Genomic DNA, 20655 nt, shown 5'->3' on the forward strand with positions numbered 1-20655 from the left:
GCCTGATCAGCTGGTACACAGGGTGGTTTTCGGGGCGACACTTACAGCTAGCGGCTAAGGATAGCGATTGAATCAGTGGCAGGTTGACCTAGCAACAATGCAGAGTGACGCGATTGAACACGAGGTAATTCATCAGAGCTTCGCGGCAGAACTCAGTGAGCGGGATCGCGGAGAACTTCATGTACACATGAACGGAGCGATCCCGGTATCGACCATTCAAGACATCCTTGCGGACGAGCTAACGGAGCTGCCGTCCGGTTTTCTTATTGAGCGGGATCTGGTGCGGTACACCCCATGTCAGTCACTCGCGTCATACCTGACCCCTTGGCAGGTTTTGCGGCTCTTTCCCAAAAAACGCGAAAACCTAGATCGCCTCTCCTTAGCAGTCGTTGCCAGTCTCGCGGAGAACAATGTGCGCTTTGTGGAACTCCGAAGCAGCGTTTTGTACCTTGCCACTCTGCAAAGTTGCTCTCCGACTGAAGCTCTTGAACGCCTTATAGAATCCTCCAGAACCGCGTCGGACCGCTTCGGTATGCGTCTCGGTTTGATCCTCACGGTGACGCGCGGCGATTACAGCTCGGTTGCCCTGTCCGCACTTCTACAGGCCTATCAGGATCTCGGTGAGCCGGATGATGTGGTGGGGCTTGATCTAGCGGGTGACGAGGAAATCGCGTATCCAGTCGAATTACCTTCACTGTATCGGAAGGCGAAGGATAGGTTCGGACTTGGGATCACCATCCATGCGGGCGAAACCGGCCGCGTGGAAAACGTGCGGACAGCCGTAGAACTGTTCTGCGCAGACCGTATTGGCCATGGAACAGCGGCTAGCAAGGACCCTTACTTGTTAGATCTCTTGGCAAGGCAGGATATCTGCATCGAAGTGTGTCCAATCAGCAACAGGCTAACTGGAGCCGTTCCTGCCGACGAGGCCCATCCTCTACTGGAGTTTCGGCGTCACCAGGTCCCCTTTGTCATTTGCTCGGACAACCCAGCAATTCATCAGCGAGGACTTGCAGATGATGATGCGACGGCGATGACTGAGGGACTCTCCGCCAATGATATTTACCAACAGTTCGAAGTTGCCAAGCAGTACTCATTCATAGAGGGTCTAGAGTGAAAATCCGATTCATGTCCGGCAATCAGCACAAGGTCAACGAGGTGCAGCGAATTCTTTCCCCTGTTGGGGTAGAAGTCGTGCCGGTGTCGCGGAAAATTGAAGAGCTGCAGACCGAGGACGTCGAGCGCCTGGTGAGGGACAAGTTGATCAAGGCCTTCGAGGCTATAGGTCGCCCTCTTTTCGTCGAGCACACAGGTCTCTACCTAAGCGGTCTCAATGGTCTTCCTGCAGGGTTGACCCAGATCTTCTGGGATAAGCTGGAGGCGGATCGATTCGTTAATCTTGTAGCGGGTCTTGGAGATGCCGCAGTAACCGCAAAAACAGTGCTTGGGTATTGTGATGGGCGCGAGATCCGCCTCTTCCACGGTTCCATCGAGGGGACTGTGCCTCTCGTACCCGCCGGTCCAACTGACTTCCAATGGGACTGCGTTTTCGTCCCGGACGGACACACCAAAACCTTCGCTGAAATGGGGCCGGCCAAAGACGCTATCTCAATGCGTCGCAAAGCTCTCGACCAGTTCGCCGATTACCTCAGAACTGTGGGAGCATAAGATGAACGCCGAGTTGCTACGTTCACATCGGGCCGGCAAGCTGATGCTCTTTGTAGGGGCCGGGGTGTCTGCCAACCTTAGTCTGCCTACCTGGAGCGAGCTAATATCACGCATTGCTCAAGACCTGGGCTATGACCCGAAGATCTTCTCCACTTATGGAACGCCGCTTGCGCTTGCGGAGTACTACAAGAGAAAGAAAGGTACTCTGGGCCCGCTTCGAAGCTGGATGGACCGCGAATGGCACAAGCCCAGTACAGATATCACCACGTCAGAAATCCATCGACTGATTACCCTTGGGCGATTCTCACGGATCTACACCACCAACTACGATCGATGGCTTGAAATGGCCCACGACAAGTTCGAGGTGCCGTACGACAAGATCGCAAGCGTTGCCGACCTCGTATCTGCCACTGAGGGCCGACGTCAGATCGTGAAATTCCACGGGGATTTCGATGACGAAGCCTCAATTGTACTCGACGAAACTAGTTACTTTCAGCGATTAAATTATGACTCCCCGCTGGACATCAAGCTCAGCAACGACGTCTTAGGTAATTCCGTCCTGTTCATCGGATACAGCATCTCGGATATCAACATTCGACTCCTGTTTTATCGATTAACGGAAATGTGGGGGCGCTCGGTCCTACCATCGGCCAGGCCAAAGTCCTATGTATTCACGAATAGACCGAATCCGGTAGCACAGGAGGTATTGGGTCAGTGGGGAATCGAGATGATCGTCTCGGAGGAGGATGATCCTAAGAAAGCGCTCACGGATTTTCTTCAGGAATTAGTGAGCTAGAAAACTCGGTCGCGACCTGAAGGGTTAATACCCATCCCGCATGGCGATGGTAAGCTCGCGAACGGCAGCTTTGTGGTTCGATTCGACTGCGGCCCTTCAAGAGATGTGTTGGCTGGACGCCTACGATGCTTTAGCTAAAAATGAAACAGGTCCGACTCTAGGGCGGGCCTGATGCCTATGAATTGCTTGTCTTTGGCCAAGCAGTTACCACGCCAAGGACCTAATGAATTGCGGGTGGCTATTGGAGACCAGCACACCCAGAAGACACCGCCTTGTATGCCCTCATGTATGCCCAAACCATCAGACGCCACGAAAACCCAGCTTTTACTGACTGATTCGATTCCCTCTACCGCTCCACTCGAATATGGGTCTCACGTTGGGTTTTTTTGACGGGGGATGCAGGAATAGAAAAAACCGGCCTACAGGGCCGGTTTTTTTGTGTCCGGGATTTGAGCGAGACGTGCGCGCAAAGCCCCGAAACACAACAATATTTCAATCGCCTCAAGCCTACCTGGACTGGTTACCCTGCCACATCCGAAAAAGGATTTGCTGAAGAAAACGGCCGTCAGCATTTTGCAGCAGGCGTTGTTGTGAATCACTCAGTTCGTTGCGCCATGGAGGACAGTCAATATGCTCTACCCGATCGCGATTTCAATAGGTGATGACAAACATGCTTGGGGCGTCGAGGTGCCGGACATCCCAGGTTGTTTTTCCGCAGGAGAAGATCTGGACGATGCCGTCGCCATGGCTCGTGAAGCCATTGAGGGTCATTTCGAAATTCTCGCCGAGGACGGCACACCGATCCCACCCGCGAGCAAACTGAGCCTGCATGTAGTCAATCCGAAGTACGCGGGTTGTGCGTGGGCCGTGGTGGATATAGATGTGATCAAATATTTGGGCAAAGCCCAAAAACTCAATATCACATTGCCAGGGCACTTGCTCAATCGTATTGATGAATATGTGTTGCATCACCCTGAAGAGAAAAGCCGTTCCGGGTTTCTTGCCTCAGCAGCCTTGAAGGTTTTGCAGCAAGGCTGAAACAAACCTGCTGTTTATCGAAGAGCCTTCACCATGACGCAAAACATCTATGACGATCCCGAATTTTTCCAGGGCTATAGCCAGATGAACCGCTCGATCGGCGGCCTCGACGCGGCGCCGGAGTGGCCGGCGCTCAAAGCGTTGTTGCCGTCCATGCACGGTTTGAACGTGGTGGATCTGGGTTGCGGTTATGGCTGGTTCAGCCGTTGGGCCATAGAGAATGGTGCGGACAGCGTGCTGGGGCTGGATGTCTCGGAGAAGATGCTGGAGCGGGCGCGGGCATCTAAGACGGCGGCGAACATTCGTTATGAGCGCGGCGATCTGGAACAGCTCGATCTGCCAGCCTGCAGTTTTGATCTGGCTTACAGCTCACTGGCGCTGCATTACATCAAGGATTTGCCGGGGCTGTTTGCTCACCTCTATACGGCGCTGAAACCGGGTTCGCACTTTGTCTTTTCCATCGAGCATCCGATCTTCATGGCACCGCGTAACCCGGGTTGGTTGATTGATAGCGCAGGCAACAAGCGCTGGCCGCTGGACAGCTACCAGATGGAAGGTGAACGGGTGACCAACTGGCTGGCCGAAGGTGTGATCAAGCAGCATCGTACGATGGGGACGCTGCTTAATTCGCTGATTGCTGCCGGGTTCGCCATTCGCCACGTCAACGAATGGGGACCGAGCGATGCCGAAGTCGCGGCACAACCGGCATTGGCGGAAGAGCGCGAGCGGCCGATGATGCTGCTGGTGGCAGTGCAACGCTGAGCGGGTTTGCACCTTGAGAAGCCCCTCACCCTAACCCTCCCGAAACGTCGGACCGCCCAAAGGGAGAGGGGACTGACCGCAGTGCCAGTACGATCTACGCCGACGTGCGAAATCGAGGCGAACTCAGGTTTTGGAAGCGACACGCATCGGCTCCCTCTCCCTCGGGAGAGGGCTGGGGTGAGGGGGAGTCCGCACCGCACCCAAAATCTCAAGCCGAACAATGGTCCAATTTATTTCAGCGAGTCGCGACGATGAACAATCGTGGGAACGGCAATAGCACCGAACCATCCGCCAATGCGGGATAAGCCTTCGCGACTTCCGCCTGGTACTGCGCCAGATACTGCGCCTTTTCCGTTTCGTCGAGCGGACTCAAAAACGGAATCAAGCCACTGCCCTTGAACCACTCCACCACCCCTGCCGCCCCACCGGCCAACGGGTGATAATAGGTGGTGCGCCACACATCGACCCGCGAACAGTGTGGCCGCAGCATCGAGAAATAATCGCTGGCACTCGCCATGTCGGTACGCTGTCCCGCAGCGCCGGCAAGCTTGCTCGCCCACGGGCCATTCGCGGCCACTTCACGCATCAGACGGTGGGATGACTCGTTGAGATTATCGGGCATCTGGATCGCCAGACTGCCACCCGCCGAAAGCTTGCTCGCCAGCGTCGGTAGCAACGCCGCGTGATCCGGCACCCATTGCAGCACGGCATTGGCGAAGATCACATCAAACGGCCCGGCATCGGCCCACTTATCTATCTCGGCGACATCGAACTGCAACTGCGGCAAGCGCTTGCGCGCCGCAGTAATCATGTCGGGCGAACTGTCCAGACCGCTGACCGTGGCTTCTGGAAAACGCTGCACCAGCAACTCCGTCGAATTACCGGGACCACAACCGATATCGACCACCGATCGCGCATCTGCCGTGGGGATCGCTGCCAGCAGATCGCGGGCCGGACGGGTGCGCTCATCTTCGAAAGCGACGTATTGTTTGGCGGACCAACTCATTGCGTTCTCCTGTCGGGACATTCCAGCGGTTCGTCACGATACAGGTAGCGCAGCGAGCAGTTCCAGAACGACTGAATTGCAAAGGGTGTCAGACCGATGAACGCCTTATTGCCAACAGTTTGTTTTTACGATGCGGGCGACCGTCCGTCGAGTCAGACAAAAGCAATTTTGACAGCTCAACAATCGTACCTATAGTCAACAAGCGGCAATCGGAAGGAACCCGAATCAGTCGATTTCGTGCAAGGAGCACGGCCCATACATTTCTTGTAACCGGTGGGTTCCCCAGTAGTGTGCTCGCAAAAGCCATACGGCAAGCAAGCAGCGTCGAGGCTGGATCACAGCCCGATGTCCACTATGAAAAAAGGAGCGTTCCCATGTCTCGAGTGACGGATATTCTGGTTTCCATCGACACCGAAACCATTCTGAAAAAATACCCGAACATCAGCAAGGACCCGAAAAACCCAACGCTGATCGACTGGCATCATGTGTACATGGTCACCAATCAGGACAACGTCGTCAGTGGCCAGGCCGGTGGTGAACTGGACCTTAAGGCACAGGTCGGCGACCTGATCCGCTGGCGCGAAACCAGCCTGTCGCAGAGCTTCGAACAAGCCGTGATTTTCTACAAATTCATCGGCAACGCCGGGGCTGACCTGATCTCGCCACCCTCGCCACGCAAGGCCACAGCCTGCGTCGCAGTACCGAATCGCGAAAATCCATCCGTACCCAGCTGCCAGAAAGTCGATAACCATTATTGGTCGTCGGAGACCCTCGACTGCGGTCGCGTGACCTACCACTTCCACTTCCTGATCGTCGATCGCAACTGCCAGATTATCGGCTGCTGCTCGTGGGATCCGTTCATCTCCATCCATAACTGATGATGTGTCGAGCCCTTTGGTGACAGAGGGCTCAACCGATCCGCTGTCGCTCCGGCCGGAACAGGATGTCTTGCCGTGACCGAAGCGGCTGGCGTTTTGTGCCAACATCATGAAAGGAATCCATGATGACCAGCGAACCGATCCCGTCACCATCAACCGGCGTCACCAGCGCGCACAACGTGCTGCTGATCGTCGACGCCGAATCAATATTGGCACGTTATCCGAACCCCAGCCTGAACGCCGCCACGCCGACGAGTATTACCGATGGATTGATCTTTTTCGCCATAGGCAATAGCTCGAAAGAAATAGTCATAAATGACAGCAAAATCACGGTTCCGGTGCAGATTGGCCAGGATCTGCATTTTCGCGGACGTTCCGTCAGTCTGATCGCCGAGCACAGTGTCGTGGTGTACCGCATGACGGCAGCTGACAACAGCGTACTGTCTGAGCCGAGCTTGCAGGTTCACATCAACCTGACGGTGCCCGCGCCCAATCCGGACGACCCGACAGCGCCAGGCAACCGGAAAGCTGACGACCACTTCTGGACCTGCACGCCGAAGAAGTCTGGCGACGTGCAATGCGAGCTGAGTTTCATGCTGGTCAATCAGCAGTGTGAGGCGGTGGGGTATTTCCACTGGGTCGCAGACCTGAAGATCACAGAATAATCGACCCCAAAAAAACCGGCCTGATGGCCGGTTTTTCTATCAATCGTAATACCCGACCGTTTTCTTCAAATGGTCCGAATACTCATAAATGTCGTCAATTGAACTGATTGGATGACGGGTTTCGTTTTTTTCTTCATCGAAGATGCCGATGTACTTCTGGGATCGATTGAAATGCAACCGGCAGATCGGTTTGCGATTGTTGTCATCCAGCAGAATGCCAAAGTAACTCTGCGTATCACGTTGAACAATTCGCTTCGCATCGACCACCGAGCGAACGAGCGCACGAACGATGTGATATCCCTCAAGCTCTTCCAGAGTTGTCAGCACCTTGTCATCTGATTCGTCTCGCGGATCTACTGGATCAGTACCCGCAGTGGCGGACGGCAGCGAAGCCAATGCTGGCTGGATCGCACCACTCATCGCAGATTTGAGTCGGTCATTGATCTGGTCATTCAGAAATTGCACGACCGCTTTACGCGTCAACTCATGAAACTGCTCACGTACTTTTTGGGTGATCACGCCGTCGTAAACACGAGACGCAAAAACCTTCACAAAGTCATCATCCGGCTTGCTGACCTGCGCCGCGATAACCTTTTTGATTTGGCTGACATATTTCAATTCGCCCGCGGCGCTGATGATCGAGTCAACATCAAAAGCCGACTTGGTCAGCTTGATCAGCTCAGGAACCGAATATTCATCAATGTCTAAAAGGTCCAGCTCCAGAAATGGTTTTTCATCCATCTTGTTCGGCGCGTCCAGATCAGTGAAAAACTTGTAGACCTGACCGTTGGTAAGAATCGAGATACGCGCGCTGGTCACATGAAAGTACCGAAACAGCTGCGAAGCATGATTGATGTGTAGCGGCTCACCGATCTTTTTACACTCAATCAAAATCTGCACTTCACCATCCTTCATGATGGCGTAATCAATTTTCTCGCCTTTCTTCGTACCTATATCGCAGACAAATTCGGGCGTCACCTCGGTGGGGTCAAAAACGTCGTAGCCCAGAACCGTGCTGATGAATGGCATGACGAACGCATTTTTTGTTGCTTCTTCCGTCTGGATTGCAGCGCTCTGCAGCCGAACTTTGGCGGCTAGGCTGGCTAACTTTTCGAAGAATTCCATGAGGGGCCTCTGGCTTGATTTCTATCCGTGTTAAAGCTACTGGCAATTTGATTGCCACTTGATACTAGCCACAAACCCGCACAATGAAAGTTTCGCCCTCAAGTTGCTGCAATGCCTCTTGGCTTTTATCGAAAGGCAGGAGATGCCGGTAGAATTTTCTCAAAGCCGTCAGTGTCTCAATCTCAGGCACTCCCCCAATAAGGAACACGGCTATGAAATTCGCAAAAATTTCCCAAAAGCTCGCTCTATGGGCCGGTAGCCCCAAGACCTTCATGGGCGCGTTGGTCCTGATCGGACTCTGGGGATTGAGTGGGCCGATTTTTCATTACAACGATACCTGGCAACTGATCATCAATACCTCGACGACGATCATCACGTTCCTGATGGTTTTCCTGATTCAAAACACACAGAACCGCGATACCGACATTCTGCATTTGAAAATCGATGAGTTGCTGTTCGTGACGAAAGAAGCGCAGAACGCGATGCTTGGGCTGGAGGCGCTGGATTTGAAGCAGTTGGAGGCGCTGCGCAAGCATTACCGCGCGCTGGGCGAAGGGGAAGTGTTCAATCTGGAGGGGCTGGGTGAGAAAAGTAAGCCGAAGCAGGATTTGAATGAATGCTGAAAAGCAAAAGATCGCAGCCTGCGGCAGCTCCTACACGGATGAATGCAGGAGCTGCCGAAGGCTGCGATCTTTTGATCTCGCTTAGCGGCTAGCCTGTAAAGCGCGAGCCATTTGCAGATGGTTTTGCAATTTCGGCAACGTCTCGTCGGCGAAGGCCTTGATCTCCGGCACGTCGGTGCTCTGCGCTTCCTGCTGAATCTGCTCTATGGCTTCTTCAGTGGCCTTCACCTGACTGGCGGCGTAGGCCTGGTCGAAAGTGGCTCCATCCGTCACTTGCGGCATCAATTCTTTGGCCTTGTCGGCGATTTCTTCACGCGGCGCGACAGGCAGGTCGAGCTTCTTGGCGATCTTCGCCAAGTGCTGATTGGCCGTGGTGCGGTCGTTGATCACGACGATGGTGTAGTCCTTGACCTCTTTGGACTCGGACTTCTGATGCGCCAGACGGCTGGCTTCAATGTCGGCCATGCCTTTGGCGGACGCATCGTTGATGAATTCGGCGGGCGACTGGGCAAACACACTGGTGGCACACAGGCCCAGCACGGTTGCGAGACTGGCATTGCGTATACGGGTGGCCATCCGGTTCATGGTCGCGCCCTCCTTCTTGCGAAATTCAAGCGGGAGCTTACGCCCCCGCCTCTCAATCAAAACAACCTTCACCGACTACTTCGATTTCTGCGCGGGCTTGCGGCCCATGTCTGGTTTTGGCTCTTTATCGACAGTCGTGGTGGTGGTTTTGCCACCTTTGCGACCGGCTTCAGACGCCTTCGTTCGATCGTTGGCGAAGTTTCCCGAGTTCGAGTTTCTTGAATTAGGCATGATTCTCTACCTCTTGGTAATGATCGTGGCGAGCAGGTGCCCGCCTAGATTAGGAATTTTCTGACGGGCAAAGGTTTAGAAAAGTTGCCGACGCTGCGACGAACGGTGAGCCCGATCAATTGTTGAGCGCGTGATGGTTCAGTCGTTTGGCGGCGTACATCGCCTGATCGGCATGACGGAACAGCTGCTCTTCCTCGCTGCCATGCTCTGGAAAACGAGCGACACCGATGCTCGGTTCGATATGCAGGTTATGGCCATCCAGACGCATGGGCTGCACCAGCACCTGTCGGATTTTTTCCGCAACGCTGTCGGCATCTTCCGCAGCGTGCACGCTGTGCAGCAGCACCACGAATTCATCACCACCGATCCGCGCGACCGTGTCGGTCTCGCGCACGCAGCCTTTGAGGCGGTTGGCCACGGTTTGCAGCAACATATCGCCCACTGCGTGACCGAAGGTGTCGTTGACCTGCTTGAAGCGATCAAGGTCGACATACAGCAATGCCATGTGTCCCGACTGCTCATGCGCGCAGGCCAGCGCGGCTTTCAATCGGTCGCGCAGCAACTCGCGATTGGGCAACTGCGTCAGTTGGTCGTACTGCGCCATCCGCCGCAGCCGCGCATGCAGTTGTTGCCGTTCGATGGCGGTGGCGACCTGGGCGCAGACGTATTGCAGCAGTTCTTTGTCCTGCTCGGTGTAGCGTTCGCCGCCGGGCAGGCTTTTGACGATCAGTGCGCCGATGGTGCCGTTCTTCGAATTCAGCGGGACGCCCAGCCAGCAGGGTGAATCCTGCCCGGCTACCAAATCGGCGAAATCGGCTGGGGAATCCGCACTGTCCGGCGTCAGAAGAATCGGCTGACCGCTACGGATAACTTCCGCACACAAGCGCCCGGTGACGGTTCCGGGCTGCTCGGGCTGCAATTCGTGATCGTCGACGTGATAGGGAAAATTCAGTTGCGCGCAATGTTCGTCATACAGCGCCACGGAGAAATTCAGCGCCGGCAACCATTCACCGATGATCAGATGGATACGCTTGAACAGCGCCAGCAAATCCTCGGCGACATGGGCGGCCTCGGAGATTGCATACAACGCTGCTTGCCGCGACTCAGCCTGTTTGCGCTCGGTGATATCGCGGGCGACAGCGATGCGAAGTTGATCAACTTCCGACCAGCGCGCCGACCACAGGATATGCGCGACGCTGCCGTCCTTGCGCACATAGCGGTTCTCGAAATTATGTTTCGGCTCGCCGCCCATGATTTCGCTGGCGGCCGCGAGGGTGCGCTGGCGATCAGCCGGGTGCACCAATTCGATCATTGGCCGGCCGATCAGCTCTTCAGGCGTGTAGCCGAAAACCCGCTCGCAGGCAGCACTGACAAAAACGAATCGGCCCTGCTTGTCGACCGCGCAAACGGCGTCCAGCAACAGGTCGATGTAACTCGCCAACGGCGCGGAGTTTCGGCTTTCCATGGTTCAGCGTGGGTATCCGGGCAATACAGCACTCATCAACCATCCCTGACCTTGGGTTCGCGCGTCCCTGCAAACAACATCAAGCCTTGTTCGGCATCAGCCCCGGCAGCGCATGCATCAGCGCATTGATGGCAAAACCGATGAACATCACACCACACAAACGCGTGATCAACAGTTCATGACGCTGATACAGCGTGCGCACGCGTTGCGCGCCGACCACGCCAATCAAAATAGCGTAGGCAAGCAATCCGCCGAGGAAACTCAGGGCGATCAGCGCTGGCAGCATCGACCAATTGAGCAGCTCCGCGCGGCTCGACAGCAGCGCGGTAAACGTTGCAACTGCCACCGGATAAGCCTTGGGATTGGTCAATCCGAACAGAATGCCGTGCCAGAAAGGTTTACGCGCCGCTCCTTGCGGTTCGTCACCGCTGCGAGGCTGGGCACGCACTGCTCGCCAGCCGAGCCAGAACAGGTACAGACCGCTGAGGACGCCAAGCACGTCGAACGCAGTGCTGCCGATTTCCCGCGCGCCGACAATCGCGATCAACGCGGTACTGCACCAGACCACATCGCCCAGCAGATGCCCGCAAAGAAACCCCGCCCCCGCCCGCCGCCCATGCGCCGCGCCAATGCCAAATACGGCCAGCACACCCGGCCCCGGCGTAATGCCGTAAATGAAACCCGAGGCCAGCACGGCCATTAATAACGATGGAGTCATGGAAACCCTGCAAGCGCCAGAACACGTGGCCGTCAGTCTATATCAGCCGATTGCGGCTGATCACTGCTCGTCGTAAAAACGCATGCCGGCGTACGGTTTTTGCCGACACGCTGCCAGCCGCGAAGCGAGATCACCAACGTGGACCTCAAGCTTGTGGCCATCGGGATCAAGAAAGTAGAACGACGCACCTTCGCTGCGGTTGTCCCGCCATTCTTCGACGTTGGCGGCTTTTAGCGATTGAACGAAGACCGCAAAGTCCACGGAACCCAGGCTGAAGGCGTAATGGGTGTAATCAGCGCTTTGCGCAGTATTGCGTTGCGGATCCAGCGACAGACACAACCACAGCCCCGGCAACGACAAATAGGCGCCGGCGTCCCACGTCGCCTCGACGCGCAACTGCAGCACCTCGCGATAAAACCTCAGGCTGCGATCCAGGTCGCTGACTGCAAGGGTCAAATGGTTGAGGCCGGTAAGCATTGGATCAATAACCTCTGAGGTCCTCGGGGACGATGTATTGCTGACCATCGTAAGTCAGGGTGACGCGGGTTTTCTTCATCTCGATGTTTTTCGAGATGCACTCTTTGCCCGCCAGGGAAGATTTGTACACCGAGCCACTCGAGCTGACGATCAGATCGGCAAAACCATGATGACTGACCGGGCCGATATCGACAGTCCGGCGGATTTGCGTGTCCTCGGTACCACACTCATCCGTGCCTTCGCCGAACTCTTTGCGAATCACCAAGCCTTCCAGTACCGGACGCAGCTTGTTGCCTTCGCGCACATACAACGCGAGATCGGTCTTCGCGTAAGGATTGGCTCTAGAGCCGTGGCTGGCGAACTTTGAACGCAAGCCGAATGCACGGACATCAGCAGCCAAGCGATAACGGGCCGTATCGATTGTCAGGTCGTCGAAGCTAATGGCGTCGGAATTGTAGGCACCCGGCTTGGCGTAGGTGGCGAGACTCTTGCCGCTTGTCGAACTGACGAGCGCCAGTTCCAGATCGAACACGCCCATCTCATCGTCACCCGAATCCGAGAGAAAAGAAGATTTCGCCGCGATCGACTGATCGTTGAACGCTGGCCACGGCTTGCAGCGCGAGAGGGAGTGGCCGTCGAACTTCTTCACTTCGCAGGTGGCTTGAGCTTGAGCCTGAGCAGTCATCGTCAAAAGGCCAATTGCGATGAAAGTGCCAAGCAATGTATTACGCGAGTTCGCTGTTTTTAAGATCACTGTTGTTGGGATCATCAGTCTTCCTTGAATAAAAGGTATCTGTCTTACTGGCCTTTGAAATCTTCAGGCATTACGTAGCTTTTGCCGTCATAGCGAAGTGTCGTCAAGACAGGTTTTTGCGTAACGGAATTGGATACGCACGCCTCACCCTCACCCTTGCCAACGGTCGAGCTGCTGCTCGTTTTGATAATAAGGTCGGCATAGCCATGGGTGCTGGTCTTGGCCAAAGCCACGGTTCGCGAAGTCTCGTAACGTTCTCCCGCACAATTGCCATCCCACTCCCCACCGTATTCATAAACCACCAGCCGATCCATTACCGGACGCAACGCGTTGCCGTCTTTCACATACAGCGACAACCAGGTTTCATCCAGAGGATTCACACGGGAAGAGCCTTTGAACCGCACTCGAACACCAAAGGCCTGTAATTCAGGCGCGAGCTTATAGCGGGCAGTATCGAATTTCAGTTCATCGAGCGCGATGGCATCCACAGAGAATGCCGAGGGCTGATAGAAACTCGCTAACGGCTTGGAGTCTGCACTCGCCACCAAGGCCAAACGCAGGTCGTAGTGACCCACAGTCCCTGATGCGCCATACACCGGATCGGGAGAGAAATTAGCGGCGGCAGTGAGCGTCAATCCGGGGAACGCCGGCCAATCCTTGCAGAGGGAGAAATCCATCTCATGCGCCGTGGGTGCCGGTGTGCATTCGGCAAATGCCTGCCCCACCAGCAACCACCCGCACAGTGCCGCACAACCGATCCAGCGAGACTTCACTGTCACTTGCTGCTCCTTGAAAACCTTTTCAGCCGCGCACTATCCCCTGCTGTATCGGCACTTTCAACCGAATCATCAGCAACGCAAAACGCATTTCGTCTTACCCGAAAGACAAACGGGGCTGCCCTCTCCTCATAACACGCTGTAGTGTCATGTATCACACACCATTACACCGAGCCCACCATGTCCTTCATGTCGCTGCGTATCCCAGATGAGATCGCTGACACGCTCGCCAACCTCGCCAAAGCAACGGGGCGCAGCCAGTCTTGCTTGGCTGTGGAAGCACTGCCTGAATACCCGGTGCGGGAAGCTTGGCAAGTCGAAGATATCCAGCAAGCACTGAAGGAGGCCGATGCTGGGGATTTCGCTTCTATTGATGAAGTCCAGGCCATCGCTGATAAATGGAATGCGTGGCTTTTCCAGATCATCCCATCTGATTCCGTACCAAGTTCGCCAGGGCAGGCAGCGAGTTTTGCGCATTTTCCAGACCCGGCGACTTCCGCCAAAACGTGAAAAAAACGCTCAGTTCGCTGCCACCATCCCCTCCTCAATCCTGCGATTCAACCAGTTCAACGCCTGATCCCCACCCCGCCGCTTGTGCCACGCCAGAACAAACGTGAACGGCGCAATCTCGAACGGTGGCGGCACCACGATCAATTCCCCCTGTTCAATTTCCCGCACACTTCTCGACGACACCGTCAAAATCAGATCCGTACCACTGATCAACTGCGGCGCGACATTCCAGTGCGGCAGGCTGATCGCGACGCGGCGGCGTTCGCGCAATGTCGTCAGCGCCCGCTCGATTTCCGGGGTGCCGCTGCCGCGCATTTCCAGCAGCACATGCGGGCGAGACAAGTAGGTCGGCAGATCCAGAACGCCGTTGGCCGGTAAGGTCTGGCGATCCAGCAGGCAGACGTAGCGTTCTTCAAACAGCACCGAATTGCGAAGTTCGTTGGGCATTTCCGGAAAGACCCCGGCAGCGACGTCGATATCGCCGTTGAGCACGCCTTCAAGCATGCCTTCGCGGCTGGCGTGGCTGACTTGCAAATCGATGCCGGGCGCCTCACGACGCAAGGTGCGAATCAGCGTAGGCAGAATAATTGCCGCGCCGTAATCCGACATCGCCACGCGAAACGTCCGACGTGCACTGGCCGGATCGAAGGCATTTGGCGCCAGCAGCGATTGCACTTGGGCCAGTGCTTCTGCCAGCGGCGCGACCAGTTCCAGTGCGCGCGCGGTCGGCACCAGAGATGCGCCAGCCCGCACCAACAGCGGATCACCGAGCAGATCGCGCAAGCGTGCCAGCGCATGACTGACCGCCGGCTGGCTCAGGTGCAGGCGTTCGGCGGCGCGGGTGACGTGTTGCTCATTGAGCAAGGCGTCGAGGATCACCAGCAAGTTGAGATCAATACGGCGCAGATCATTCATCTGATGCATGTTCTTGATGAAGAAACGGAATTTAAATCTGCGCGACGAATACTCTAGAGTCCAGCAAAACCTGTTGGAGTTTGATCATGAGTACGTTGCAGTGGGCCGGTTTGTTGACGCTGGCCGCGTTTGCCGGCGCGGTGGTGCCGTTTCAGAGCGCGATCAACAGCAATCTGGCGCGAGGGTTGGGGCATCCGTTGTGGGCGACGTTGGCGTCGTTGCTGGTGAGCGCTTTGGTGTTGTTGCCGGTGATCCTGGCGTTGCGTTTGCCGTTGCCGTCTATGGCGTTTATCAGCAAAGCGCCCATGTGGATGTGGGCGGGCGGCGCATTTGGCGTGTGTTTTGTGGCGTTGGCGGTGGTGCTGCTGCCGAAGCTTGGAGCATCGGGGTTTGTGGCGCTGGCGTTGGCCGGGCAGGTGATTGCCTCGATGGTGCTGGATCACTTTGGCTTGTTTGGGCTGGTGGAGAAACAGCTAACGGTGTCGCGAGTGTCGGGCGCGCTTTTGTTGATTGCGGGGGTGGTGTTGATTCAGTTTGGCCAATCGGCTGGCAGGGTTTTGGTGCCACAGTGAAGATCAAAAGATCGCAGCCTTCGGCAGCTCCTACATTAATCGGTGGGAAGGCGGCGATCTTTTTAGCCACTTAGAGATTGTCCGATTTTCGCCCAAGTCAGACGGGGGATTGCTAGTCGGACTTTCAGGGTTTCGCCCTACAAACAAAACTCCGCCAGCCCTCAGCAATAGCGGAAACGCCCGATTCTTGCCTGACACAAGTCTCGGTAAAGTCTGGCAACACACGCAGCTTGCAACGCCCCATGGATCGCAACACTCAAGGAATGTCATCGATGAATCACACGTCCTTCACCACCCACACCTTTTCCAATTACCGCAAGGTCATCGCATTGGCCGATCACGATTGGGAAATTGCCGAGGCCGGAAAGATCGCCGGGCTGAATGTTGCAGTCGACAGCCCCAACCTGCTGCTCGATCAACACGGGCGCAGCTTTCATCACTTCTGCACCACTTCCTATCTGGGCCTGGATCATCATCCGGCCTTGCTCGAAGGAGCGATGGCAGCCTTGCGCGAAACCGGTTCACTGCGTGTTGCCAACTCGCGTAACCGCTGCAAACTGGCGATTCTGGAGCAGTACGAAAGCGAGCTGTCGCAGTTGTTCGGCGCGGTGTGCCTGAGCAGCCTGTCGTGCAGCGCTGCGAGTGCCGGGGTGCTGCCGTTGCTGGCCAGTGGCGTGTTCACGCAAAATCGTCCACCGGTGATGGTCTTTGATCGCCTGGCGCATTACTCGATGCATCATCTGAAGGCCAGTTGCGCCGATGAAACCAAAGTGCTGACCTGCCCGCACAACGACATGGATTTTCTCGAGTCGATCTGTCAGCGGCATGCCACCGTCGCCTACATTGCCGACGGCGCCTACAGCATGGGTGGGGTGACAAACATGGACGCCCTGCTGTACCTCAAGGATCGCTACGGTTTGTTTCTCTACCTGGATGATTCGCACGCATTGTCCGCTGTCGGTGAGAACGGTGCCGGGCTGGTGCGCCCCACGCTTCAGGCGCTGGAGGACGACTGTCTGATCGTCGCTTCACTGGCGAAATCCTTTGGCGCCAGCGGTGGCCTGGTGATGTTTGGCAACTCGCGACAGAAGACTCTTGTGCAGCGTTACGGTGGCCCGAGCAACTGGTCGCAAAGCCTTAACTGCGCGGCCATCGGCGCCGGCCGAGCGGCCATCGGCTTACATCGCACCGAGGCTTTCAGCACCTTGCAGAAACAGCTTCAGGCTAACATCCAGCTGTTCGACAGCCTGATCCGCACGCACCAGCACGGCAGCAACATGGCCATCCGCCTGATCCATTGCGGTGAAGCCGCCATCGCCAACAAAATCGCCATTGAGCTGGCCGAACTGGGCTACTTCACCAGCGCGGTGTTTTTCCCGGTCGTGGCGCAAGGCAAAGCGGCGATCAGAATCACCTTGCGCGCCGACATGCCGGCGCCGCTGATCCGCAGTTTCTGCACAGCGGTCAGCGAACTGTTGCGCACGCACCGCTGCGACCTCGGCGAATAAAAACAGGGACGCCCCATGAACGCCAGCGTCACGCTCCTCATCACTTGCTGCACGGTTTTCCTCGCGCAGTTGGGCATGAGTATCTATTTGCCGGCACTGCCGGAAATTGCCCGCGATCTGCAGGCGCAACCTGCGCAAGTAGCCTGGGGGCTGTCGCTGTACCTGATCGGCATGGCCTTGCCCATGTTGTTCTGGGGCAGCCTGGCGCAGCGTATCGGACGCAAACCGGTGTTGCTGGCAGCGCTGGGTATTTACGGCCTGGCAAACCTCGCGTTGCCAGCGGGTTCGACGCTGGAATCGTTTCTCGCGGTGCGACTGCTGCAGGGTGTCGGTGCCAGTGGTATTTCGGTGATGGCGCGAGTGTTGATCCGCGACAGTTTTCGCGGCGAGCAATTGGCCAAGGCGCTGTCGTGGATTTCGATATCGTTCGTCGTAGCGCTGGGTATCGGACAGTATCTGGGGTCGGTCATTCAGCTGATTCTGGGATGGCAGGCGATCTTCTATCTTCTCGGAGCGTCCTCTCTGTCGGTGGCTGCGGTGGTGTCGCGGATCGAGTTTCCGACCCTGCTCGACGGACCGGTCACTAGCTCATCCTGGGCGGTTTACCGGCAGATTCTGCGCCATCCGGCCTTTCTGCTGCCGGCACTGGCCGGTGGTTTGGGCTACGGCGTGATCATCGCTTTCAACACCGCCGCGCCGCTGATTCTACAAGGGCCGTTCGGGTGGTCGACGGTGCAATATGGCCTGTTGGGCTGGCCGATCAGCCTGGCGTATTTTCTCGGCGCACTGGCAGTCACCTGGTTTTGCGCACCGGTCAGCGCTGGTTGATGACGCTGGGCGTGGGCCTGGTGACGGCTGGTTGTACGGTGATGCTGCTGGGCAGCCTGACGGCAAGTTCGCTGGCGCTGCTGTTCTGGTTGCCATACTGCGTGGCGGTTTTCGGGCAGTCACTGAACTACCCGATCAGCCTGTCGCTGGCCAACGATGGCGCACCGATTGCCGGTGCCTATGCGATGGCGTTGAGCGGTTTCATTCACCAGCTGATGGCGGCGATTATCGCCGCCATTGCCAGCCTGATCGCCAGTCCGCAAGCGTGGCCATTGTCGCTGTTGTGCCTGCTGCTGGCGCTCGGTGCGATGCTTTGCACGAGATGCGCACCGACGCGGGGAGCCACTTAAAACGCGTTACGGAAAATTTCCTCGATCTGACGTTGATCCGCCGCTCGAGGATTGGTCAGCCCGCAAGCGTCTTTCAGGGCATTGGTAGCGAGAATCGGGATGTCGGTGAGCCTGGTGCCAAGTTCACGCAGACCGCCGGGGATCTCGACGTCCTTGGCCAGACAGCGAATGGCGCTGATCGCGGCTTGTGCGCCCTCTTCCGGGCTGAAGCCGCGAATATCCGCGCCCATCGCGTGAGCGACATCGGTCAGGCGATCGGCGCACACCAGTGCATTGAAGGTCTGCACATGCGGGAGCAGCACGGCGTTGCACACACCATGGGGCAAGTCGTAATAACCGCCCAGTTGATGCGCCATCGCGTGCACGTAACCGAGTGATGCGTTGTTGAACGCCATGCCGGCGAGGAACTGCGCGTAGGCCATGTTCTCCCGCGCCGCGAGGTCACTGCCGTCGCGCACCGCCAGGCGCAGGTTGTTGCTGATCAGGGTGATTGCCTTCAGCGCACAGGCGTCGGTGATCGGGTTGGCGGCAGTCGAGACGTAGGCTTCAATGGCGTGGGTCAGCGCGTCCATGCCCGTGGCGGCGGTCAGGCTTTTTGGCATGGCGACCATCAGCTCCGGGTCGTTGACCGACAGCAGTGGCGTGACGTTCCGGTCGACAATGGCCATTTTCACATGCCGCGATTCGTCGGTGATGATGCAGAACCGGGTCATCTCGCTGGCGGTGCCGGCGGTGGTGTTGATGGCGATCAGCGGCAGTTGTGGCTTGCTCGATTGATCGACACCTTCGTAATCGCCGATCTGCCCGCCGTTGGTCGCACACAGGGCAATGCCCTTGGCGCAGTCATGGGGCGAGCCGCCGCCGAGGGACACGACGAAATCGCAGCGGCTTTCCTTGAGCAAGCCCAGACCGGATTCGACGTTGGCGATGCTCGGGTTCGGTTTGGCGCCATCGAAGATCACCGAATCGATGTCCTGCATCGCCAATTTCTCGGCCAGCATGCTGGCGACACCAGCCTTGGCCAGCCCGCTGTCGGTGACGATCAGCGCCTTGCGAAAACCGTAGTTGCGGATCGCGACCATGGCTTCGTCGAGGCAACCATTGCCCATGATGTTGACCGCCGGAATGAAAAAGGTGCTGCTCATCGTGCGTCTCCTGACTGGGGCCGAATCGACTGCTCCGATCCGACGGATGCACACAGGATCGACCGATCGGTCACGGACGATGTTGATCTGGCTCAATGCCCGCTCGTGATAAAGTCGCCGCCCATCAGCCCCTTTGTTTTGAGACACCTGCGCAATGACCGATTTTCTGGATGTCGACGCCACCCTCGAAGACTGGAGCGCCCTGCGCACCGCGACCGACTTCGAGGGTTTGCTGGTGGGCAATGGCGCCAGCCGCGCCGTGTGGGACGACTTCGGCTACGATTCGCTGTTCGAAAATGCCCGTACCGTGGAAGAGAAACCGCTCAGTGCCTCCGAACTGGCGGTGTTCGACGCAATGCAAACGCGCAGCTTCGAGCAGGTGCTCGGCGCGCTGAAAACCACCAGCCGGGTCAACAAGGCCCTGGCCGTCAGTTCGGCGGCGCCGCGCAACCGCTATTACGCGATCAAGGAAGCGCTGATCAATACCGTGCACGCCGTCCACATTCCGTGGCGGCTGGTTAAGCCTGCAACACTGGCGGCGCTGAATGAAGAACTGGCGCGCTATCGCACAGTGTTTACGACCAACTACGACTTGCTCAACTATTGGGCTCTACAGCACCGAAACGAGGCCATCGACGATCTGTTCAACGGCCCGAATGCCAGCTTCGATCTGGCCGAAAGTGCGACCGACAAACCGCGTTTACTCTACCTGCACGGCGGTCTGCACCTTGTGCGCAATCAGGACGGCACCGCACGCAAACTAACCTCCACCGAGGGCACGCTACTCGGCAGCTTTGCAATCAACAACACCCTCAAGACGCTGGATGACGTGCCGCTGTTCGTCACCGAAGGGCCGAGTGCGGACAAGCTCAAGAGCATTCGCAGCTCCGATTATCTGTCGTTCTGCTATGAACAATTGCTGGGGCATGGCGGCAGCCTGTGCATCTTTGGCCATGCGCTGGGTGAGCAGGACGCACACATTGTCCGCGCACTGCAATTGGCGAAACCGGCGACGGTGGCGATCTCGATTTATCCGCGCAGTGCAGCGTTTGTTCAGCATCAGAAGCGCCATTACGCGCAGGTGTTTGAAGGGACCGGGGCTGAGTTGCGGTTTTTTGATGCGAAAACCCATGCGTTGGGCAGTACGAAGCTGTCGGTGCCGGTCGAGGTTTGATGTAAGTCCGACCGACGCCTTCGCGAGCAAGCCCGCTCCCACATTTTGATCGAATTCCCTGTGGGAGCGGGCTTGCTCGCGAAGCT

Annotated in this window: 22 protein-coding genes and 2 pseudogenes; 13 read left to right on the top strand and 11 right to left on the bottom strand. The window is 56.9% G+C overall.

Annotated elements, in window-relative coordinates:
• Positions 1 to 67 precede the first annotated feature (67 nt).
• The 5 genes from ACIPZE_RS06665 (at position 68) to ACIPZE_RS06685 (ending at position 4264) form a co-directional block, all read left to right on the top strand.
• Complete coding sequence (locus ACIPZE_RS06665; RefSeq protein WP_400772044.1) at positions 68 to 1117, top strand: adenosine deaminase; 1050 nt, start codon at positions 68 to 70, stop codon at positions 1115 to 1117.
• A gap of 11 nt (positions 1118 to 1128) precedes the next feature.
• Positions 1129 to 1668: a non-canonical purine NTP pyrophosphatase gene (locus tag ACIPZE_RS06670; RefSeq protein WP_400772045.1), complete on the top strand. Its 540-nt coding sequence runs from the start codon at positions 1129 to 1131 to the stop codon at positions 1666 to 1668.
• A 1-nt stretch (position 1669) separates the two neighbouring features.
• Complete coding sequence (locus ACIPZE_RS06675) at positions 1670 to 2464, top strand: SIR2 family protein (protein ID WP_400772047.1); 795 nt, start codon at positions 1670 to 1672, stop codon at positions 2462 to 2464.
• 630 nt (positions 2465 to 3094) lie between these two features.
• Positions 3095 to 3502, top strand: coding sequence for a type II toxin-antitoxin system HicB family antitoxin (locus ACIPZE_RS06680; RefSeq protein WP_283437367.1), 408 nt, complete (start codon positions 3095 to 3097; stop codon positions 3500 to 3502).
• 33 nt (positions 3503 to 3535) lie between these two features.
• A complete protein-coding gene (locus ACIPZE_RS06685; protein ID WP_400772048.1) occupies positions 3536 to 4264 on the top strand; it encodes a class I SAM-dependent methyltransferase in 729 nt (242 codons plus the stop codon).
• Positions 4265 to 4499: 235 nt separating this feature from the next.
• Here the strand turns inward: ACIPZE_RS06685 and tam are convergent, their stop codons facing one another.
• Entirely contained in the window at positions 4500 to 5270 is a 771-nt protein-coding gene (tam, locus tag ACIPZE_RS06690) for a trans-aconitate 2-methyltransferase (RefSeq protein ID WP_283437369.1), read from the bottom strand.
• A gap of 374 nt (positions 5271 to 5644) precedes the next feature.
• Between tam and ACIPZE_RS06695 the strand changes: the two genes are divergently transcribed.
• Both ACIPZE_RS06695 and ACIPZE_RS06700 read left to right on the top strand, forming a co-directional pair.
• A complete protein-coding gene (locus ACIPZE_RS06695; protein WP_008076892.1) occupies positions 5645 to 6148 on the top strand; it encodes an inclusion body family protein in 504 nt (167 codons plus the stop codon).
• A gap of 125 nt (positions 6149 to 6273) precedes the next feature.
• Positions 6274 to 6813: an AidA/PixA family protein gene (locus ACIPZE_RS06700; protein WP_283437370.1), complete on the top strand. Its 540-nt coding sequence runs from the start codon at positions 6274 to 6276 to the stop codon at positions 6811 to 6813.
• A gap of 39 nt (positions 6814 to 6852) precedes the next feature.
• Here the strand turns inward: ACIPZE_RS06700 and ACIPZE_RS06705 are convergent, their stop codons facing one another.
• On the bottom strand, positions 6853 to 7938 hold the full coding sequence (locus tag ACIPZE_RS06705) for a type I restriction endonuclease (protein WP_129390357.1): 1086 nt from the start codon (positions 7936 to 7938) through the stop codon (positions 6853 to 6855).
• A gap of 212 nt (positions 7939 to 8150) precedes the next feature.
• Here ACIPZE_RS06705 and ACIPZE_RS06710 point away from each other — a divergent pair, with 212 nt between their 5' ends.
• On the top strand, positions 8151 to 8561 hold the full coding sequence (locus ACIPZE_RS06710; protein ID WP_129390352.1) for a low affinity iron permease family protein: 411 nt from the start codon (positions 8151 to 8153) through the stop codon (positions 8559 to 8561).
• Between the two features lie 81 nt (positions 8562 to 8642).
• Here the strand turns inward: ACIPZE_RS06710 and ACIPZE_RS06715 are convergent, their stop codons facing one another.
• From ACIPZE_RS06715 to ACIPZE_RS06745, 7 genes are all read right to left on the bottom strand, one after another.
• Positions 8643 to 9146 (bottom strand): DUF4142 domain-containing protein, encoded by a 504-nt coding sequence (locus tag ACIPZE_RS06715; RefSeq protein ID WP_283437371.1) that lies wholly within the window; start codon positions 9144 to 9146, stop codon positions 8643 to 8645.
• Positions 9147 to 9221: 75 nt separating this feature from the next.
• Positions 9222 to 9377: a KGG domain-containing protein gene (locus tag ACIPZE_RS06720; RefSeq protein ID WP_007911485.1), complete on the bottom strand. Its 156-nt coding sequence runs from the start codon at positions 9375 to 9377 to the stop codon at positions 9222 to 9224.
• A 115-nt stretch (positions 9378 to 9492) separates the two neighbouring features.
• Complete coding sequence (locus tag ACIPZE_RS06725) at positions 9493 to 10842, bottom strand: diguanylate cyclase domain-containing protein (RefSeq protein ID WP_400772052.1); 1350 nt, start codon at positions 10840 to 10842, stop codon at positions 9493 to 9495.
• Between the two features lie 79 nt (positions 10843 to 10921).
• Positions 10922 to 11560 carry a LysE family translocator gene (locus ACIPZE_RS06730; RefSeq protein ID WP_129390343.1) on the bottom strand — a complete coding sequence of 213 codons (639 nt, stop codon included), beginning with the start codon at positions 11558 to 11560 and terminating at the stop codon, positions 10922 to 10924.
• 60 nt (positions 11561 to 11620) lie between these two features.
• Entirely contained in the window at positions 11621 to 12037 is a 417-nt protein-coding gene (gene fos, locus ACIPZE_RS06735) for a fosfomycin resistance glutathione transferase (protein WP_400772054.1), read from the bottom strand.
• Between the two features lie 4 nt (positions 12038 to 12041).
• On the bottom strand, positions 12042 to 12806 hold the full coding sequence (locus ACIPZE_RS06740; protein ID WP_400772056.1) for a hypothetical protein: 765 nt from the start codon (positions 12804 to 12806) through the stop codon (positions 12042 to 12044).
• A gap of 29 nt (positions 12807 to 12835) precedes the next feature.
• On the bottom strand, positions 12836 to 13570 hold the full coding sequence (locus ACIPZE_RS06745) for a hypothetical protein (protein ID WP_400772058.1): 735 nt from the start codon (positions 13568 to 13570) through the stop codon (positions 12836 to 12838).
• A gap of 177 nt (positions 13571 to 13747) precedes the next feature.
• Here ACIPZE_RS06745 and ACIPZE_RS06750 point away from each other — a divergent pair.
• A pseudogene (locus ACIPZE_RS06750) lies at positions 13748 to 13969 on the top strand (CopG family ribbon-helix-helix protein); the annotation flags it as partial.
• Positions 13970 to 14086: 117 nt separating this feature from the next.
• Here ACIPZE_RS06750 and ACIPZE_RS06755 read toward each other — a convergent pair.
• On the bottom strand, positions 14087 to 15001 hold the full coding sequence (locus ACIPZE_RS06755) for a LysR substrate-binding domain-containing protein (RefSeq protein WP_400772060.1): 915 nt from the start codon (positions 14999 to 15001) through the stop codon (positions 14087 to 14089).
• A 77-nt stretch (positions 15002 to 15078) separates the two neighbouring features.
• Here ACIPZE_RS06755 and ACIPZE_RS06760 point away from each other — a divergent pair, with 77 nt between their 5' ends.
• The 3 genes and pseudogenes from ACIPZE_RS06760 (at position 15079) to ACIPZE_RS06770 (ending at position 18250) form a co-directional block, all read left to right on the top strand.
• Entirely contained in the window at positions 15079 to 15564 is a 486-nt protein-coding gene (locus tag ACIPZE_RS06760; RefSeq protein ID WP_400772062.1) for a DMT family transporter, read from the top strand.
• 272 nt (positions 15565 to 15836) lie between these two features.
• Positions 15837 to 17072, top strand: coding sequence for an aminotransferase class I/II-fold pyridoxal phosphate-dependent enzyme (locus ACIPZE_RS06765; protein WP_400772064.1), 1236 nt, complete (start codon positions 15837 to 15839; stop codon positions 17070 to 17072).
• Positions 17073 to 17087: 15 nt separating this feature from the next.
• Positions 17088 to 18250 (top strand): annotated as a pseudogene (locus tag ACIPZE_RS06770) (MFS transporter).
• Here the strand turns inward: ACIPZE_RS06770 and yiaY are convergent.
• Complete coding sequence (gene yiaY, locus ACIPZE_RS06775) at positions 18247 to 19395, bottom strand: L-threonine dehydrogenase (RefSeq protein WP_400772066.1); 1149 nt, start codon at positions 19393 to 19395, stop codon at positions 18247 to 18249. The pseudogene ACIPZE_RS06770 and the gene yiaY overlap by 4 nt on opposite strands.
• Before the next feature lie 154 nt (positions 19396 to 19549).
• Here yiaY and ACIPZE_RS06780 point away from each other — a divergent pair, with 154 nt between their 5' ends.
• Entirely contained in the window at positions 19550 to 20569 is a 1020-nt protein-coding gene (locus tag ACIPZE_RS06780; RefSeq protein WP_400772067.1) for a DUF4917 family protein, read from the top strand.
• Positions 20570 to 20655: the final 86 nt, after the last annotated feature.

The sequence above is a fragment of the Pseudomonas sp. NPDC089741 genome (genome assembly GCF_044748825.1).
GTDB classification, from domain to species: Bacteria; Pseudomonadota; Gammaproteobacteria; order Pseudomonadales; family Pseudomonadaceae; genus Aquipseudomonas; species Aquipseudomonas helmanticensis.